Origin of the sequence: Nocardioides sp. NPDC101246, assembly GCF_044767415.1 — a bacterium.
In the GTDB taxonomy this organism is placed as follows: domain Bacteria; phylum Actinomycetota; class Actinomycetes; order Propionibacteriales; family Nocardioidaceae; genus Nocardioides.
The window spans coordinates 108187-123043 of record NZ_JBIWNX010000012.1 but is presented as its reverse complement, the minus strand read 5'-3'; the positions used below and the strand labels follow the sequence as shown (position 1 = coordinate 123043).

Below are 14857 nucleotides of genomic sequence, written 5' to 3'. Positions count from 1 at the left end.
TGCGTTCATGACGATCGACGTACTCGGTGAGCCCTACACCGTGGAGACCATCGAGCTCGCGGACGACTTCGAGGGCACGGTCGTGGCCACGCTGGTCAAGCGGCCGGCCGACGGCGACGCCAAGGGCGCCGTCCTCTACGTCCACGGCTTCTCCGACTACTTCTTCCAGAAGGAGTACGCCGAGTGGTGGACCGCCCGCGGCTACGACTTCTACGGCCTCGACCTGCGCAAGTACGGTCGCTCGCTGCGTGAGCACCAGTCGGGGACGTACGTCGGTGATCTCGTCGAGTACTTCGACGAGATCGACGCCGCCTGGGAGCGGATCACCGAGCGTGACGGTCACTCGCACGTCATGCTCAGCGCCCACTCCACCGGCGGGCTGACCGTCTCGCTGTGGGCCGACGACCGGCAGCCCGACGCCCTGGCCGGGATGGTGCTCAACTCGCCGTGGCTCGACCTGCAGGGCTCGTTCCTGCTGCGCGAGGTCGCCAGCCCGGTGGTGCGCCGGGTCGGCCACCGCGCCCCGATGCGCGAGCTCGGCCGCGACGTCAGCGGCTTCTACACCATGTCGCTCCACGTCGAGCACGACGGCGAGTGGGAGTTCGACCTCGGCCTCAAGCCGGTCGGCTCCTACCCGATCCGGCTCGGCTGGCTCAAGGCGATCCGCGACGGCCACGCCCGGCTCCACCGTGGCCTGGACGTGAAGGCGCCCGTACTGGTGCTCTCCTCCGACCGCTCCAGCAAGCCGAAGGCGATGGGCGAGCTCGTCCACTCGACCGACATCGTGCTCGACGTGCGCCAGATCCGCCGCTGGTCGACGGCCATCGGCAGCCATGTCACCTACGTCGCGGTCCCCGGAGCGAAGCACGACGTGATCCTGTCGCGCTCCGAGGTCCGCAAGCAGGCCTACGCCGAGATCGAGCACTGGCTGGCCGCCTACGGCGTCTGACCCCGTAGGGGTATTCCGGTCCCCTCAGATCCAGAACAACCCATGAACTGGCCCGACACAGTCGGGCCAGTTCTCGTTGTCAATCACCCGGTCGCCGCCCCCCCGGTGAACGTAAAGCAAAGTCGGTGCGCGTTAGGGTGCTGTGGTCCCGAACCCAACCGGAAGGACAACAGTGTGACTTCTGAGAAGAAGACAGACAGTCCGAAAAATTCCGACCATCACAACGCAACTGGTCTCATCAAATCCCCCACGGGCGAAGTCGTTCCCCACCCTGCGCTGGACCTGCCGATCTCGAGCGAACAGGACCAACGCAAGGGAATCGACTGGGTAGTCTTCGGCGTCGCGGCGGCCATCGCCATCGCGTTCATGGCCTGGGGCTTCATCAACACCGATGGCTTGAGCAAGGTCGCCGGCGACGCCCTCGCCTGGGTGCTGGACAAGGCCGGCTGGTTCTTCGTCCTGACCGCCAGCGGCTTCGTCATCTACATCATCTGGCTCGCCGTCAGCAAGTACGGCAACATCCCCTTGGGCCGCGACGACGAGAAGCCGGAGTTCAACACGGCGTCCTGGATCGCGATGATGTTCAGCGCCGGAATGGGCATCGGTCTGATGTTCTACGGCGTCAGCGAACCGATCTCGCACTTCGTCACGCCGCCTCCGGGCACCGGCGAGGCGGGCAACCCCGAAGCCATCCAGCACGCGATGGCGACCACGATGTTCCACTGGACGCTGCATCCCTGGGCGATCTACGCGGTCGTGGGTCTGGCGATCGGCTACGGCGCCTACCGCAAGGGCCGCGTCAGCCTGATCTCCGCGGCCTTCACGCCGTTGCTCGGCAAGAAGACCGTGGAAGGCCCGACGGGCAAGGCGATCGACATCTTCGCGATCTTCGCGACCCTCTTCGGCTCGGCCACCTCGCTCGGCACGGGCGCGATCCAGATCGAGAGCGGCCTGCAGATCGTGGCCGGGCTCGGCGAGGTCGGCAACAACGTCCTGATCGGGATCATCGCTGTCCTGACGGTCTGCTTCGTCATCTCCGCGGTCTCGGGCGTGGCCAAGGGCATCCAGTGGCTCTCCAACATCAACATGGTGCTGGCGTTCCTGCTGGCGCTGTTCCTGTTCGTGGTCGGCCCGACGGTCTTCATCCTCGATCTGATCCCGACCTCGCTCGGCACCTACATCGGCGACCTCGCGCAGATGTCGGCCCGCACCGGCGTCGGCGGCGAGGAGACCTCGGCCTGGCTCGGTTCCTGGACCGTCTTCTACTGGGCCTGGTGGATCTCCTGGACGCCGTTCGTCGGCATGTTCATCGCGCGGATCTCGCGTGGGCGCACCATCCGGCAGTTCGTCGCCGGCGTGCTCCTCGTCCCGAGCGTCGTCAGCGTGATCTGGTTCTGCATCATGGGTGGCACCGCCATCGACCTGCAGCGTGACGGCACCGTCGACATCGCCGGTCTCGGCGGGGTCGAGTCGCAGCTGTTCACCACCCTCGACCAGTTCCCGCTGGCTACGGTGATGAGCATCCTGGTCATGGCCCTGGTGGCGATCTTCTTCGTCTCCGGCGCCGACGCGGCCTCGATCGTGATGGGCACCCTCTCCGAGCGCGGCACCGAGGAGCCCGGCCGGCCGACAGTGGTCTTCTGGGGTGTCGCGACCGGTGTCGTGGCCATCCTGGGTCTGATCGCCGGTGGCGCGGACGCACTCTCCGGTCTGCAGACGATCACGATCGTGGCGGCGCTGCCGTTCACGGTGATCATGGTCGGCCTGGCGGTCTCGCTACAGCGCGACCTGGCCCATGACCCGCTGATCGTGCGAGGTCAGTACGCCGCGGAGGCGGTCGAGCAGGCGGTCATCACCGGCGTCACCGAGCACGGTGACGACTTCGCGCTCGCGGTCGTCGAGGACGACCACAGCAGCAACGGCGTCGAGCCGGCTTCGGCCGAGGACACCGCCACCGCGGTTCCTGCCGACAAGGCCTGATCCTCGAAGGTCTGAATCTGATGGCGGGTCCTCCGGGACCCGCCATCAGTCGTCTCTCAGCGGCGTCCCTGCGTACGTCTCCAGGGTGACGAACTCCTCGACCGGCTGCCTGCGCAGCCTGGTGAGCTGCTTGACCGGCCTGCCCATCGGGACCACCGCGGCGACGGCATGTCCCTCGGGGGCGCCGAGCAGCTCGAGGAGCGCCGGCTCCTCGGCGACCGCCATCGTGGTGATCACGCCACCGAACCCCTCGTTGCGCGCGGCCAGGAGCGTGTTCCACACCAGCGGATAGACCGAGGCGCCGGAGACGACGCCTACCCGGTCGAGCTCCGAGTCGATCGAGGCGACGACTCCCAGGTCGACGAGGAAGACGAGCACCACCGGAGCCGTACGCAGCGGCTCGGTCATCGCGTGCGGCACCCGGGTCGCGGCGATCTGCTCATCGGTCACCGCCGTCGGGTGCACCGTGTTCCACGGCATCTCCCCCGCCCTCTGCTGCGCGAGGTATCTGCGGGCACCCGTCCCCGTCAGCTCGACCAGACGCTCACGGGTCTCCTGGCTGCGTACGACCACGACGTGGGCGCCCTGCCGGTTGCCGCCCGAAGGCGCGAACCGGGCGTTGTCGAGGATCCTGGCGAGGATCTCGTCGGGCAGCGGGTCGTCGGTGAAGTCGCGTACGGCATGGGTGGTCCGCATCGCTTCGTAGAGCTCCATGGCTCCATCCCAGCAGACTCAGCCCAGAAGGAAGGCGACCAGTGCCGTGATGCCGACCACGACGATCACACCGCGGAGCACGTTGGGCGGCAGCCGGCGGCCGATCCTGGCACCCAGCAGGCCACCGATCGTGGCGCCGACGGCGATCAGGGCGGCGATCTTCCAGTCGACATCTGCCACGAGGGCGAAGATGAGCCCGGAGATGCCGTTGGTGATGGCGACCAGGATGTTCTTGAGCGCGTTGAGCCGCTGCAGCGACTCGGCCACTCCGATGCCGATGATGGCGATCATCAGCACGCCCTGAGCAGCGCCGAAGTAGCCGCCGTAGACGCCGAGCATCGCGATCGCCGGCCAGACCCACCAGCGCTCGCTCTTGCCGCGGTGTCCTGAGCTTGTCGAAGGGTCATCGGGCGCCTCGCCGTGCCGCTCGGCCACCCAGCGGGAGATGCGCGGGCCGGTGATCACCAGGACCACGCCGAGCCCGATCAGCACCGGGACGATCGCCTCGAAGGCACCCGGCGGCAACACGAGCAGCAGGATCCCGCCGACCGCGCCGCCGATGAGCGCCGCGACCCCGAGCCGCAGGATCCGCCCGCGCTGACCGGCGAGCTCGCGACGGTAGCCCCAGGCGCCGGCCAGCGAGCCCGGCACCAGGCCGATCGTGTTGGACACGTTGGCGACGACCGGAGGTACGCCGAAGGCCAGCAGCGTCGGGAAGGTGATCAGCGTCCCGGAACCGACGGCGGCATTGATCGTGCCCGCCCCCACCCCGGCGATCAGGATGAGGGCGGACTGAAGAGGATCCACTTAGGCGGTCGGCTCTGCGGGAGGCAGCGGAGTCTTCGGTGTCTGCGGCCGGTTGGGGGCCTCTGCCTGCTTGGCCTCGGCGAGCGCCTCCTGGACGGCAGCGGCTGCGGCCGACTGCTCGAGGTCGAGCTTCGGCTCGGCCGAGCCCATGTCGACCCGCTTGACCGGGCCCTCGACCTCGTCCGGGATCCCCTTGAGGCTGTTCATCGTCGAGCCGAGGCCCTCGAGCGCGGCGCCGATCTCGCTCGGGATGATCCACACCTTGTTGGCGTCGCCCTCGGCGATCTTCGGCATCATCTGCAGGTACTGGTAGGCCAGCAGCGACTGGTCGGGGCGGCCGTCGTGGATCGCCTGGAAGACGGTCTGGATGGCCTGGCCCTCACCCTGGGCGCGCAGGATCGCGGCCTCCCGGTCGGCCTGCGCCGCGAGGATCTGCGACTCGCGCTGACCCTCGGCGTTGAGGATGGCGGACTGCTTGTTTCCCTCGGCCGAGAGGATCGCGGACTGGCGCTGACCCTCGGCGGTGAGGATCGCGGCGCGCTTGTCGCGGTCGGCGCGCATCTGCTTCTCCATCGCGTCCTTGATGGACATGGGCGGGTCGATCGACTTGATCTCGACGCGCTTGACCTTGATGCCCCAGCGACCGGTGGCCTCGTCCAGGACGATCGAGAGACCGGAGTTGATCTGCTCGCGGCTGGTCAGCGTCTCCTCCAGGGTCATGCCACCGACGATGTTGCGCAGGGTGGTCATGGTGAGCTGCTCGACGGCCTGGATGTAGTTGGCGATCTCGTACGTCGCCGCCACCGGGTCGTTGACCTGGAAGTAGATGACCGTGTCGATCGAGACGGTCAGGTTGTCCTCGGTGATCACCGGCTGCGGTGCGAACGCGACGACCTGCTCACGCATGTCGATCATGTAGCGCACCTTGTCGACGAACGGGATCACCGCGTTCAGGCCGGGGTCACGCTTCGACTGGAACTTGCCGAAGCGCTCCACGATGCCGACCCGCGCCTGCGGGATGATCTTGATCGTCTTGGCCAGCGTGGTGATCACCAGCACCGCCAAGATGACCAGGAGGGCCAGGATGATGCCACCCATTGCCAATCAGTCCTTGTCTGTTCGTTGTGCGTCAGGTTGCCCGGAAGCTACGGAGTCCCGAGCTCCGGAAGAGGATGGACGTACGCCGTCGCTCCTCTGATCTCGAGCACCTCGACCGGCGTACCGGCCGCGATCACGAGCGTCTCGTCGTAGGGCTGAGCGGTCCAGAGCTCGCCCTCGAGCTTGAGCTGCCCCGGCTTGTGGGCGCTGATCTCGACGGGCGAGATGGCCTGGACGCCGATCAGCTTCTGCGCGCCGATCTGGATCTCCGGGCCGTTGTGGAGCCGCCTGGCCAACCCCGGGCGTACGACCGCGAGCATGGAGACAGAGACCGCCATCGCGACGATCGCCTGGATCACGAAGCTGTCGGTGAACGCGCCGGTCAAGGCACCCGCGAAGGCGCCGGTGGCGAGCATCAGCAGGATCAGGTCGAGGCTGAAGAGCTCTCCGACGACGAGCAGCGCTCCGAGTGCCGTCCAGATCGCCCAGTCCCAGTCCTGCCAGTCCATGGGCGTCACCCTATCCAGACGGGCCACACGTTGTGGGGAGGTTCGGGTACCGACTTCTTAACGTTCGGCCTACCGGGTGTGACGGGCCCGACGCTTGGCCCAGAAGCGGCCCTCGCTCTCCTCGAGCTCGAGCGGCATACCGAAGGTCTTGGACAGGTTGGCCGAGGTCAGGGTGTCCTCGATGAGCCCCTGGGCGGTGATCCGGCCGGAGCGCATCATCAGCACGTGGCTGAAGCCGGGCGGGATCTCCTCGACGTGGTGGGAGACGAGCACGGTCGCCGGGCTGTCGGGGTCGTAGGCCAGCGTCGACAGCGTCGAGACCAGGTCCTCGCGACCGCCCAGATCGAGCCCGGCGGCGGGCTCGTCCAGGAGCAGCATCTCGGGGTCGACCATCAGCGCACGGGCCAGCTGGACACGCTTGCGCTCACCCTCGGACAGGGTGCCGAACCGGCGCTCGCCCAGGTGCTTGATGCCGACCTCGATCAGCAGCGCCTGGGCACGGTCGTGGTCGAGGTCGTCGTAGTGCTCGCGCCAGCGTCCGACCACACCGTAGGAGGCACTCACCACGACGTCGCGGACGAGCTCGTGACGCGGGATCCGGTCGGCGAGCGCCGCTGAGGTGAGGCCGATGCGCGGGCGCAGCTCGAAGACGTCGATGCGGCCGATCTGCTCGCCGAGCACCTTCACGACGCCCGAGGTGGGGTGGAGCTGGGCCGCGGCGGTCTGGAGCAGCGTGGTCTTGCCGGCGCCGTTGTGGCCGAGGATGACCCAGCGTTCATCCTCTTCGACCACCCAGCTCACAGAGTCGAGAAGGGCGTTGCCCCCGCGGCGTACGGTGACGTCGGTGAACTCCAGCACGGCTGCCATGGCCGCAAATCTATCGGCAGGGGTCGGCCGGCCCGGGGTTAGGGTAGGCACCTGTGAGCGTTGACGAATCCGAGTCGCTGGAGACCACTCCCGAGGCGCTGCGGCTGGCCTGGTGGGTGACGGCGTGGCTGCGCGGTGAGGCGGTCACCGACCTGGTGCTCGATGCGGTGATCGGGCCCGATGCGACCCACACCGTCAGCGGGCTCGCCACCCTCGGCCTCGGTGGCACCGAGGGGGTCGCGGACACCCTGGTCAGCGGGATGGGACGGCTGCGTACGGAGGGGGCGACCGGTGTCGGGGTCGCGTTCCCTGCCGAGGGCGACCCGGTCGGGCTGGGTGGGCCGCGGGCCTTCAACTCGGCCGCGATGGAGGCCGGTGAGGCGGTGGTGTGCGACGCCGGCATCGGGCTCGTACCGGTCCGGGTCGGCGCGGTCCTCGAGTGGCAGGCGTACGCGGCATCTCGACGTCAGCTGCCCGATGTCGGCGAGGCCGACCGTGCGCTGCGGCTCGCGCTGAGCGAGTCCGCGACGGCGCTCGCCGAGCTCGACGTCGCCCGGTGGCGGCCCGAGGTCGCCGACCGGCTGATGAACCTTCGCCACCGGCCCTCGCTGGCCGGGGCACCCGGCGTGCCGACGCGGTGCGTGGAGCTCGCTGCCCGTGGCGTACAGGCCAGAGAGATCGTCGCGGTGGCACTCGAGGACGAGGGCGGCGCGGTGTCCGCCTCGGAGATGCTCCGGCGGCGAGAGGCGCTGGTCGGCCTCGACCGCGCGGCCCGGAGGGCGCTCACCGCGGCGGGATCGCCCGAGGTGTGGCCGCCGAACTGAGACGCAGGGGCCGGCTCCACTATCCTGTGCAGCGATGACCGAGGAATTCGACGCGCTCGAGCGCCGTCCCGACACTCTGCTGATCACCCTCGCCGGAAACGACCGACCCGGGCTGACCTCGGCCACCCTGGCGACGCTCGCGTTGGCGGGGGTCGACGTGGTCGACCTGGAACAGATCGTGCTGCGGGCGCGGCTCGTGCTCGGGCTCCTGGTGACCGCGCCGGCCGACGCGGCGAGCACCGAAGCGCTCAAGCACGCGATCGAGGAGACCGCCCACGCCCTCGACATGACCGTCGAGATCGAGGAGGGCGTCGGCGACACCCCACGGGAGCCCGCCGACCGCGCCCGGGTGACGGTGCTGGGCCTGCCGCTCAAGGCGGCCGCGCTCGCGTCGGTGACCCGTACGATCGCCTCGGCCGGGGGCAACATCGACCGGATCATCCGGCTGGCCCGCTACCCGGTCACCGCCTTCGACCTGCACGTCTCCGGCGCCTCTCCCGACGAGCTGCGCGTGACGCTGGCGGCCGAGGCCGCCGCCCAGGGCGTCGACATCGCGGTGCAGCCCGCCAACCTGGTCCGCCGCGGCATGCGCCTGATCGTGATGGACGTCGACTCGACGCTGATCGACGGCGAGGTGATCGAGATGATCGCCGCCCACGCCGGCTACGAGAAGGAGGTCGCCTCGGTCACCGAGGCGGCCATGCGCGGCGAGCTCGACTTCGAGGAGTCGCTCCGCGGACGGGTGAAGTATCTCAAGGGCGTCCCCGCGACCGCGTTGGACGAGGTCTACGCCGGGCTGCAGCTCAACCCGGGAGCGCGGACGATGGTCCGCACCCTGCGCCGCCTCGGCTACCGCTTCGCCATCGTCTCGGGCGGGTTCTCGCAGATCACCGACCGGCTGGCTGCCGACCTCGGCATCCACTACGCCCGTGCCAACGAGCTCGAGATCGTCGACGGCGTACTGACCGGTGAGGTCGTCGGTGAGGTCGTCGACCGTGCCGGCAAGGCCCGCGCACTCCGCGAGTTCGCCGCCGAGATCGGCATCCCCGAGGCCGCCACGGTCGCCATCGGCGACGGCGCCAACGACCTCGACATGCTCGCCGCCGCCGGCCTCGGCATCGCCTACAACGCCAAGCCCGCGGTCCGTTCGGCAGCCGGGACCGCCATCAACGTGCCCTACCTCGACACGATCATGTACCTCCTCGGGATCTCCCGCGAGGAGATCGAGGCCGCCGACGCCGAAGCCGGCATCGTCACTCCCGCCCCGCCGCTCATCTGAGCCCTGCCGAGGCGTCAGCCGCGTCGGCCGAGGCGTCACTCGCGTCGGCCGAGATGGCAGGCGCGTGACGTCTCGGCCGACGTACGTGACGTCTCGGCCGACGTAGGCGACGCCTCGGCGGTCAGGCTCGGCCGACGTGAAAGGCGGTGACGGAGGCCTCGGCCTCGTCGAGCTCGGACCAGTCGCCGTCGTAGGTGAGTACGGCGACGGCGGCCGTCGGGAAACCGAGGGCGAGCTCGTTGCCGGCCTCGTCGTCGCCCTCGCCGTCGTCGAGGAGCTGCACGAGCGAGGACGCGGTCGGGTTGTGCCCGATCACCATGACGGTCGAGATGCCGTCATCGACGCCCCGGACGAGGTCGAGGGCGGTGGAGGTGCCGGCGGCGTACAGACCCTGGTCGTACTCGGCCAGCGTCAGGTCCCACGACGCCGCGACGGCGACGTCCTCCCAGGTCTGGGTGGTGCGGTCGGCCGCCGAGACCAGGGCGTAGTCCGGGACCACGCCCTGCTCGGCCAGCCACTTCCCCGCCTCGACGGCGTCAGCATGGCCGCGCTCGGTCAGCTGCCGTTCGTAGTCGGTGGGTGCCGACGACTCCGCCTTGGCGTGCCGCATGATGACGAGGGTCCGCATGCGGGCAACCCTATGACCTCACGCCCCCAGCGAGTGATAGCCCCCGTCGACGTGGATGATCTCGCCGGTGGTCGCCGGGAAGAAGTCCGAGATCAGCGCGCAGACGGCCTTCGCGGTCGGGCCCTGGTCGGTGTTGTCCCAGCCCAGCGGCGCCCGGGTGCCCCAGCCCTCGTCGAGCTCCTCGAAGCCCGGTATGGCCTTGGCGGCGAGCGTCTTGAGCGGCCCGGCGGAGACGAGGTTGCAGCGGATCCCGTCGGGACCGAGGTCGCGGGCGAGGTAGCGCGAGGTCGACTCGAGCGCGGCCTTGGCGACACCCATCCAGTCGTACGCCGGCCAGGCGATCGTCGCGTCGAAGGTCAGCCCCACGATCGAGGAGCCCGGGGCCAGCAGCGGCCGGGTCGCCATCGCGAGCGACTTCAGCGAGTAGGCGCTGACCTGGACCGCCTGAGAGACGTCGTCCCACGGGCCGTCGAGGAACTTGCCGCCGAGGAGCGTCTCGGGGTTGCCGTACGCGATCGAGTGCACGACCCCGTCGAGCCGCTCGACACCCTCGGCCCGGAGCGCGTCGGCGAGGCCGTCGAGGTGCTCGGAGTTGGTCACGTCGAGGTCGAGGACCGGCGGCTCCTCGGGGAGCCGCTTCGCGATCCGCTTGGTGATCGACAGCGCGCGGCCGAAGTTGGAGATCAGGACGCGGGCGCCCTGCTCCTGGGCGACCTTGGCCACCGCGAAGCCGATCGAGGAGTCCATCGTGACCCCTGCGACGAGAACAGTCTTGCCGTCCAACAAACCCATGATCAGTGCCCCATTCCAAGTCCGCCGTCGACCGGGATCACGGCCCCGGTCACATAACCCGCATCTGCCAACCACGTCACGGCCGAGGCCACCTCGTCCGGTGAGGCGTAGCGCCCCAGCGGCACCCGGTCCGTGATCGCCTTCTGCTGCTCATCGGTCAGGACCGCGGTCATCTCGGTCTCCACGAACCCCGGCGCGACCACGTTGGCGGTGATCCCTCGCGAGCCGAGCTCGCGCGCGAGCGAGCGGGCCATGCCGACCAACCCGGCCTTCGACGCCGCGTAGTTGACCTGGCCCGGGTTGCCCAGCAGCCCGACGACCGAGGAGATGAAGATGATCCGCCCGCGGCGCAGCCGCAGCATGCCCTTCGAGGCCCGCTTGGCGAGCCGGAACGAGGCGGTGAGGTTGGTGTCGATCACCGAGGTGAAGTCGTCCTCCGACATCCGGAGCACGAGGGTGTCCTTCGTGATCCCGGCGTTGGCGACGAGGACCTCGACGGGTCCGTGGGCGGCCTCAGCGGCGGCGTACGCCTCCTCGACGGCGGCCGGGTCGGTGATGTCACACACCAGGTCCAGGGCCCCTTCCGGAGCCCCGCCCTTGCGGGAGGTCACGGCCACGTTGTCGCCGTTGGCCACGAAGGCCTCGGCGATCGCCCGGCCGATGCCACGGCTGCCGCCGGTGACAAGCACCGAGCGAGGCGGCTTGCTTGTGGGGTTTTCACTGTCAGTCACAGGCGCGACGGTAGCGATTACTTCGGCGTACGACCAATGTCTTGGATTTGCTTGTGAGAACCATCCAAAGTCCATCGGAGCGCCCCTGTTGGGTCCACACCATTGACCGGATGCCATCGGCCACGACCTAGACTGGCGGTATGTCCAAGGCACAACCGATCAGGATCACCACCGCCGGCCGTAGCCGCGCCGAGGACATCGCGATCCGCCAGAAGCGCTACGCCATCTCGATGTCGATCCGCTCGCTGTGCTTCATCGGTGCCGTGATCGCCGGCCTGGCCGGTATCGGCTGGCTGTGGCCGATCCTGATCGTGGCGGCCCTGATCCTGCCCTACGTCGCGGTCGTCATGGCCAATGCGACCAACACCAAGAGCGACGAGATGAACCTGATGGACTCGCCCTACGGCCCGCGCCAGCTCTCCAGCGGCCGCGAGCAGCAGCTCAACGAGAAGGACGAGAGCTGATGGGCGCGCTCGACTCCGACCTGTGCTCGGCCAAGGGCTGCCAGGACCCCGGTTCGTGGGAGCTGCAGTGGAACAATCCGAAGATCCACACGGCCGATCGGCGTAAGATCTGGCTCGCGTGCGAGACCCACAAGGAGTCGCTCAGCGACTTCCTGGGAGCGCGCGGATTCCTCAAGGACGTCGTCCCTCACTAGCTGTTCCCCCGGAGAGGTCGTGCGTTGAACCCGATCCCTGTTCTCCTCGACTGCGACCCCGGCCACGACGATGCCATCGCGATCCTGCTGGCCCTGGGCAGCCCGCGCATCGACCTGCTCGGGATCACCACCACGTTCGGCAACTGCCGGGTCGAGAAGGCGACCTACAACGCCCAGCGTCTCCTGGCCCTGGCGGGGCGGCCCGACATCCCGGTCTCCGCGGGGGCTGCCGCGCCCCTGGCCGGCACCGCCCACATCGGCGACTTCATCCACGGCGCGACCGGGATCGACGGTCCCGACCTTCCCGAGCCGCTCGCTCCCCCGGTCGCCGCCGGAGCGGTCGAGTTCCTGCGTACGTCCCTCCTGGCCGCCCCGGACCCCGTCACCGTCGTCGCCACCGGCCCGATCACCAACATCGCGCTGCTGCTGCGCGACCATCCCGAGGCCGGTCCGAAGATCGCCGAGATCGTCTTCATGGGCGGCTCGACCGAGCGCGGCAACACCACGCCGGCCGCCGAGTTCAACGCCTACGCCGATCCGGAGGCGCTCGACCTCGTCCTCACCAGCGGCCTCCCGATCCGGATGGTCGGACTCAACCTGTCCCACCAGGCGCTGGCCACTCCCGACGTCGTCGCGCGGATGCGGGCCATGGACCATCCGGTCGGCCGGGCGTGCGCCGACCTGATGGGCTTCTTCGGCGGCACCTACTCCGACGTCTTCGACTTCGCCGCTCCCCCGGTCCACGACCCCTGCACCATCGCAGCCCTCATCGACCCCGGCCTGATCACCTGGCACAAGTCGTTCGTGGCCGCCGAGACCGAGGGCCGCTGGACCCGCGGCGCCACCGTCGTCGACCTGCACGGCCGCCTCGACGAGCCACCCAACGCCCAGGTCGCGATCACCCTCGACGTACCTGCCTACTGGGACCTCGTCCTGGACGCTCTCGACCGCGTAGGCAGCTGACGAGGCGTCACTCCCGTCGGCCGAGGCGTCAACGCGGTGCCAGCTCGGCCGACGCGGGTGACGTCTCGGCTGGCGGTCAGCCGCCGATGGCGGACATCGGACGGTCGGGCTGGAGGAAGCCGAGGTCGTCGATGCCGTGGCCGGCGCGCTTGCCAGCCATGGCGGTGACCCAGCGGGCGGCGAGATCGGCGTCGGAGGCGCCGGCACGAAGTGGCGTACGCAGGTCCGACTCGGAGCGCGCGAACAGGCAGTCGCGCACCTGCCCGTCGGCGGTGAGGCGCACCCGGTCGCAGTCGCCGCAGAAGGGGCGGGTGACCGAGGCGATGATGCCGACCTTGGCCGGGCCACCGTCGACGTAGAAGAGCTCGGCGGGAGCGCTGCCGCGGGGCTCCTCCGCGGGTGTCAGCTCGAAGGCCGCCGACAGCGCCGCCAGGGTCTCGTCGGCGGTCACCATCTTGTCGCGCGACCAGCCGTGCTGGGCGTCGAGAGGCATCTGCTCGATGAACCGCAGCTCGTAGCCGCGCTCGACCGACCAGCCGAGCAGCTCGGCGGCATGGTCGTCGTTGACTCCTCGCAGCAGCACCGCGTTGATCTTGATCGGACCCAGACCGGCGGCGGCCGCGGCCTCCAGCCCGGCGACCACGTCGGCCAGCCGGTCGCGGCGGGTGATCTGGGCGAAGGTCTCGGGCCGGATCGAGTCCAGCGACACGTTGACCCGGTCGAGTCCGGCTTCGGCGAGCGACCCGGCCATCTTGGCCAGCCCCAGCGCGTTCGTGGTGATCGAGAGCTCCGCGTCGGGAGCGACCTCGCGGGTGCGCGCGACGATCGAGACGAGCCCGCGCCGCACCAGCGGCTCGCCACCGGTGAACCGCACCTCGCGGACACCGAGCTGACCGGTGGCGACGCCGATCAGCCGGACCACCTCGTCGTCGGTGAGCACCTCGTCGCCGGGCAGCCAGTCGAGCCCTTCGGCCGGCATGCAGTAGGTGCACCGCAGGTTGCAGCGGTCAGTCAGAGAGACCCGCAGATCCGTCGCGACCCGGCCGAACCGGTCGACGAGCCTCTGCTGGGTCTGATCTGTCGGGGAGGTCGTCATCACACCAGTCTAGGCAGGCTCGACCCGGATCGTGAGTGAGGACCGCATGCCAGTTAGTCTCATCGGGTGAGTTCGTTCCGTTTCCTGCTCAGCCGACGCTGGGCCGGTTTCACGGTGTTCGTGCTGATCCTGGCCTACGGAACCTGGTGGCTGGGCCAGTGGCAGTTCGACCGTCTCGAGGACCGCAAGACCAGCAACCAGATCGTCCGCGTCAACGAGCACGCCGAGGCGGCGCCCGTCTCCGACGTGCTGGCCCCGGGCCGGCAGGTCTCGGAGAAGGACGAGTGGCGGCGGGTGACCGCGACCGGGACGTACGCCGTCGACGACACGATCATCTGGCGCTACCGCACCCCCGACGACGCGAAGGGTGTCGACATCGTCGTCCCGTTGGTGCTCGCCGACGGCAGCGCGGTGCTCGTCGACCGCGGCTGGCTCCAGACCGAGTCGCAGGACGAGTTCGACGACCTCCCGGCGCCGCCCTCGGGTGAGGTCACGATCGCCGGCTGGGTGCGCGCCGACGGCACCGGCGACTCCACCGACGTCGCCCAGGTCGACGGCTACCACGCCACCCGTGCGCTCTCCTCGAGCCAGGTAGCGAAGGTGGTCGACGAGCCGCTCATGACCGGCTGGCTCCACCTCGACACCGAGTCCCCCGAGCCCGCCACGCAGCTGCGTCAGGCCGACCTGCCCGAGCTCGACAACGGCCCCCACTTCTTCTACGGACTGCAGTGGTGGTTCTTCGGTGTGCTCGCCATCGCCGGCTTCTTCTACCTGATGTACGACGAACGGCGCACGCAGCACCAGGACACCCCTGCACCAGACGATGACACCGCCGACGGCGGCGAGCCGGCCGATGAGCGCGCCCGCAAGAAGGCCGCCAAGCTGGCCCAGAAGCAGGCCGTGAAGGCGGCCTACCAGGCTGCGTACGAGAGGGAGCGCAGCGGGAAGGGCTGAGGCCCCGC

General features: G+C 69.4%; 17 protein-coding genes. 8 read left to right on the top strand and 9 right to left on the bottom strand.

Annotated elements, in window-relative coordinates; all coding sequences use genetic code 11:
- Window positions 1-7 precede the first annotated feature (7 nt).
- Window positions 8-949 carry an alpha/beta hydrolase gene (locus tag ACIRON_RS21715; RefSeq protein ID WP_402995368.1) on the top strand — a complete coding sequence of 314 codons (942 nt, stop codon included), beginning with the start codon at window positions 8-10 and terminating at the stop codon, window positions 947-949.
- A 366-nt stretch (window positions 950-1315) separates the two neighbouring features.
- Window positions 1316-2929 carry a BCCT family transporter gene (locus ACIRON_RS21710; RefSeq protein WP_402995366.1) on the top strand — a complete coding sequence of 538 codons (1614 nt, stop codon included), beginning with the start codon at window positions 1316-1318 and terminating at the stop codon, window positions 2927-2929.
- A gap of 45 nt (window positions 2930-2974) precedes the next feature.
- Here ACIRON_RS21710 and ACIRON_RS21705 read toward each other — a convergent pair whose 3' ends face one another.
- The 5 genes from ACIRON_RS21705 to ACIRON_RS21685 form a co-directional block, all read right to left on the bottom strand.
- Window positions 2975-3643: a nitroreductase family protein gene (locus ACIRON_RS21705; RefSeq protein ID WP_402995364.1), complete on the bottom strand. Its 669-nt coding sequence runs from the start codon at window positions 3641-3643 to the stop codon at window positions 2975-2977.
- Between the two features lie 18 nt (window positions 3644-3661).
- The gene (locus ACIRON_RS21700) at window positions 3662-4450 is read right to left on the bottom strand and encodes a sulfite exporter TauE/SafE family protein (RefSeq protein WP_402995362.1); all 789 of its coding nucleotides are present in this window, start codon (window positions 4448-4450) and stop codon (window positions 3662-3664) included.
- Window positions 4451-5548 (bottom strand): SPFH domain-containing protein, encoded by a 1098-nt coding sequence (locus tag ACIRON_RS21695; protein ID WP_402995360.1) that lies wholly within the window; start codon window positions 5546-5548, stop codon window positions 4451-4453.
- 47 nt (window positions 5549-5595) lie between these two features.
- Window positions 5596-6057, bottom strand: coding sequence for an NfeD family protein (locus tag ACIRON_RS21690; RefSeq protein WP_091041090.1), 462 nt, complete (start codon window positions 6055-6057; stop codon window positions 5596-5598).
- A gap of 69 nt (window positions 6058-6126) precedes the next feature.
- Window positions 6127-6924 (bottom strand): ABC transporter ATP-binding protein, encoded by a 798-nt coding sequence (locus ACIRON_RS21685; RefSeq protein ID WP_402995358.1) that lies wholly within the window; start codon window positions 6922-6924, stop codon window positions 6127-6129.
- 53 nt (window positions 6925-6977) lie between these two features.
- Between ACIRON_RS21685 and ACIRON_RS21680 the strand changes: the two genes are divergently transcribed.
- Together ACIRON_RS21680 and serB are read left to right on the top strand one after the other, a co-directional pair.
- The gene (locus tag ACIRON_RS21680; RefSeq protein ID WP_402995356.1) at window positions 6978-7748 is read left to right on the top strand and encodes a hypothetical protein; all 771 of its coding nucleotides are present in this window, start codon (window positions 6978-6980) and stop codon (window positions 7746-7748) included.
- A gap of 34 nt (window positions 7749-7782) precedes the next feature.
- On the top strand, window positions 7783-9027 hold the full coding sequence (gene serB / locus ACIRON_RS21675; protein ID WP_091041087.1) for a phosphoserine phosphatase SerB: 1245 nt from the start codon (window positions 7783-7785) through the stop codon (window positions 9025-9027).
- A gap of 121 nt (window positions 9028-9148) precedes the next feature.
- Here the strand turns inward: serB and ACIRON_RS21670 are convergent, their stop codons facing one another.
- From ACIRON_RS21670 to fabG, 3 genes are read right to left on the bottom strand one after another with little or no spacing between them, the layout of a single operon-like run.
- Window positions 9149-9655, bottom strand: coding sequence for a SixA phosphatase family protein (locus ACIRON_RS21670; protein ID WP_402995353.1), 507 nt, complete (start codon window positions 9653-9655; stop codon window positions 9149-9151).
- Window positions 9656-9673: 18 nt separating this feature from the next.
- The gene (fabI, locus tag ACIRON_RS21665; RefSeq protein WP_402995351.1) at window positions 9674-10447 is read right to left on the bottom strand and encodes an enoyl-ACP reductase FabI; all 774 of its coding nucleotides are present in this window, start codon (window positions 10445-10447) and stop codon (window positions 9674-9676) included.
- A gap of 2 nt (window positions 10448-10449) precedes the next feature.
- Window positions 10450-11178, bottom strand: a complete 729-nt coding sequence (fabG, locus tag ACIRON_RS21660; protein ID WP_176883516.1) for a 3-oxoacyl-ACP reductase FabG — start codon at window positions 11176-11178, stop codon at window positions 10450-10452.
- A 140-nt stretch (window positions 11179-11318) separates the two neighbouring features.
- Between fabG and ACIRON_RS21655 the strand changes: the two genes are divergently transcribed.
- The 3 genes from ACIRON_RS21655 to ACIRON_RS21645 are packed head-to-tail and all read left to right on the top strand — an operon-like array spanning window position 11319 to window position 12799.
- Complete coding sequence (locus ACIRON_RS21655) at window positions 11319-11642, top strand: DUF3099 domain-containing protein (RefSeq protein WP_091041081.1); 324 nt, start codon at window positions 11319-11321, stop codon at window positions 11640-11642.
- On the top strand, window positions 11642-11836 hold the full coding sequence (locus ACIRON_RS21650) for an acetone carboxylase (RefSeq protein WP_091041080.1): 195 nt from the start codon (window positions 11642-11644) through the stop codon (window positions 11834-11836). Before ACIRON_RS21655 ends, ACIRON_RS21650 begins: the two co-directional genes overlap by 1 nt.
- A gap of 24 nt (window positions 11837-11860) precedes the next feature.
- Complete coding sequence (locus ACIRON_RS21645) at window positions 11861-12799, top strand: nucleoside hydrolase (protein WP_402995347.1); 939 nt, start codon at window positions 11861-11863, stop codon at window positions 12797-12799.
- A gap of 76 nt (window positions 12800-12875) precedes the next feature.
- Here the strand turns inward: ACIRON_RS21645 and moaA are convergent, their stop codons facing one another.
- Window positions 12876-13895, bottom strand: coding sequence for a GTP 3',8-cyclase MoaA (gene moaA, locus ACIRON_RS21640; protein WP_402995345.1), 1020 nt, complete (start codon window positions 13893-13895; stop codon window positions 12876-12878).
- 66 nt (window positions 13896-13961) lie between these two features.
- Between moaA and ACIRON_RS21635 the strand changes: the two genes are divergently transcribed.
- Window positions 13962-14849, top strand: coding sequence for an SURF1 family protein (locus ACIRON_RS21635; protein WP_402995343.1), 888 nt, complete (start codon window positions 13962-13964; stop codon window positions 14847-14849).
- Window positions 14850-14857 lie beyond the last annotated feature (8 nt).

Coding starts and splice junctions, on each gene's coding strand:
- ACIRON_RS21715 (WP_402995368.1), top strand. CDS start 8: ATGACGATCGACGTACTCGGTGAGCCCTACACCGTGGAGACCATCGAG.
- ACIRON_RS21710 (WP_402995366.1), top strand. CDS start 1,316: ATGGCCTGGGGCTTCATCAACACCGATGGCTTGAGCAAGGTCGCCGGC.
- ACIRON_RS21705 (WP_402995364.1), bottom strand. CDS start 3,643: ATGGAGCTCTACGAAGCGATGCGGACCACCCATGCCGTACGCGACTTC.
- ACIRON_RS21695 (WP_402995360.1), bottom strand. CDS start 5,548: ATGGGTGGCATCATCCTGGCCCTCCTGGTCATCTTGGCGGTGCTGGTG.
- ACIRON_RS21690 (WP_091041090.1), bottom strand. CDS start 6,057: ATGGACTGGCAGGACTGGGACTGGGCGATCTGGACGGCACTCGGAGCG.
- ACIRON_RS21685 (WP_402995358.1), bottom strand. CDS start 6,924: ATGGCAGCCGTGCTGGAGTTCACCGACGTCACCGTACGCCGCGGGGGC.
- serB (WP_091041087.1), top strand. CDS start 7,783: ATGACCGAGGAATTCGACGCGCTCGAGCGCCGTCCCGACACTCTGCTG.
- ACIRON_RS21670 (WP_402995353.1), bottom strand. CDS start 9,655: ATGCGGACCCTCGTCATCATGCGGCACGCCAAGGCGGAGTCGTCGGCA.
- fabI (WP_402995351.1), bottom strand. CDS start 10,447: ATGGGTTTGTTGGACGGCAAGACTGTTCTCGTCGCAGGGGTCACGATG.
- ACIRON_RS21655 (WP_091041081.1), top strand. CDS start 11,319: ATGTCCAAGGCACAACCGATCAGGATCACCACCGCCGGCCGTAGCCGC.
- ACIRON_RS21650 (WP_091041080.1), top strand. CDS start 11,642: ATGGGCGCGCTCGACTCCGACCTGTGCTCGGCCAAGGGCTGCCAGGAC.
- moaA (WP_402995345.1), bottom strand. CDS start 13,895: ATGACGACCTCCCCGACAGATCAGACCCAGCAGAGGCTCGTCGACCGG.